The 1,820-nt window shown below is 31.8% G+C and carries 2 protein-coding genes; one reads left to right on the forward strand and one right to left on the reverse strand.

All coding sequences use genetic code 11. From position 1 onward, the window contains the following. The first annotated feature begins 152 nt into the window (after positions 1 to 152). The gene (locus Q1553_RS08190; protein ID WP_300763126.1) at positions 153 to 416 is read left to right on the forward strand and encodes a hypothetical protein; all 264 of its coding nucleotides are present in this window, start codon (positions 153 to 155) and stop codon (positions 414 to 416) included. A 1,064-nt stretch (positions 417 to 1,480) separates the two neighbouring features. Here the strand turns inward: Q1553_RS08190 and Q1553_RS08195 are convergent. Continuing rightward, entirely contained in the window at positions 1,481 to 1,702 is a 222-nt protein-coding gene (locus tag Q1553_RS08195) for a hypothetical protein (protein WP_300763128.1), read from the reverse strand. Positions 1,703 to 1,820 lie beyond the last annotated feature (118 nt).

Here is a 1,820-nt window from a genome sequence, read left to right on the forward strand (position 1 = left end):
AAATAAGGAGGAGAAATGGGTTAATTTTAAGTTTTTAAGAAATGTGTTTTGCAAAATTAAATGCAAAAACTAAAACAATTTTGTTTGATAGGATAGGTTACGGATTTGCCATAGGCGATGAAGCTGTAATGATATAAATATAAGGAGAAACAATGACACCTTTTGATGGAAACGAGAAAGTTATTTATGAAAAAGATAGCTTTAAAATGGTAGTTGGCAAGGCATCAACAAACAAAGAGGAGGAATTTTGTATAGGCTTGAATAGCAATGGTTTTCCAGCATATGGTAACGCTTATGTGGTTTTTCCTCCACAACTTAGCTTAGTTTTATTGCGAAATCTCTTAGGAGAAGAGGGCGCAAAAAATGAGCAGATTATGGAAGCAATTAAACAAATCGTAGAACATAAAACAACCTAGAAGCTTTTTCTTGGATTCTAAGAATCCTTTGTTTTATCCTGCTAAACTCTATCTCCAAAGGCGTTTGCTGGAAGTGTAAGAGGCACAAATTGTATGCAAATTATAAAAAGCACTCTTGACATTAAATTTTTTTATTGTAATATTTCAATTCCATAAGCAAGAATTTGTTTGTTGCTTATGGAATTGATGTCTTAAGTTGAGGAGTTTGCACGATGAAATTGTAAAGTAAAAACACAAAAGAATAAAGCAGGGCAGTTACGACTGATATACCCTAAGAAGATACTTTTAATGCTAGTTAGTTAGAGCATTAAAAAAGCAATTTCAATTTAACATAGATTGAGATTTATACTACATATAATACTACAGATACCACATAATACCCATCAGTTGGAAAATGGGTTAGATACAATTTAGATAAATACAACAGAAATTAGAGCATGGTTTGAAAAACCAAACAATTAAATTAATTTTTTTATAAAGGAAAAGGAGGCTTAATGTCTTTTGGAAAAATAAAAAAATATTTAAAGAAACGAAAGAGACAATTAAAGAAAATCATTAGGATTATATTTTTTCTCTTTCGTTTTTATTTGGTGTGTTTATGATTGTGGATTTGGCTTTAAAAAAATTGAAAGTATGGGATTAATATAAGGAGGTAATGGATTTTAAAATTGATAAGGATTGCTAAACTATCTTAAGGTTTATGTAATCCTTTTTTGTTAATAGCCTTCATAGACATTTTCCCTTGTGTCAATTTCAATGATTTTAATAATTGGCTCGGAGGTTCTCACTTCTCTGATAATTCTATAATTACTCACTTTCTATCGCCACAAATTCTCATAGCCCTGCAGTTTTTTACAATTTGGTAAAGCGGTGGGGTGTTCGGCAGTTTCTAAATATTGCCCCCCAAAAAACTTCTAATCTTTTTAACGCCTTTAGGGTCTCCGCTCCCTTGCTTTAAGAGATATTTATTGACTTTGTGCGGAATGATGATTCGCATAATAGTCTTTCATTTCCTTTTCTAGTTCCCTATCGGCTTCAGCTGCTAACTCTAGGTTGTCTTTTGCCTACCCATCTATTTTCTTAATTGCAGGGCAGGTTTCAAGAGTATAATACTTGGGTTCTTTTAGGTTTTCTTTGATTTTTGTTTTTAAAAACTTAATTAATTCGCGCGTATTAGACGTTTCAAGCCTGATTTTTTCCTCTTTCTTTTCCGCATTTGAAAGCAAGTTCAAAAGCTGCTTTCTCGTCATATTAGAATATTTGTTATAATCAATTTTTGTAGTCATTTTCTATCCTTACAAATCCAAAAACTCCTTTAAAAACCCTTGGTGTAACACCGGAGTAAATTCTAAAACCTGATGGGTTGCAACAGAATTTAACGCATAAGGGTCGTTTTTGAAAAAC

It is taken from the genome of Helicobacter sp. UBA3407 (genome assembly GCF_949747025.1).
GTDB classification, from domain to species: domain Bacteria; phylum Campylobacterota; class Campylobacteria; order Campylobacterales; family Helicobacteraceae; genus Helicobacter_D; species Helicobacter_D ganmani.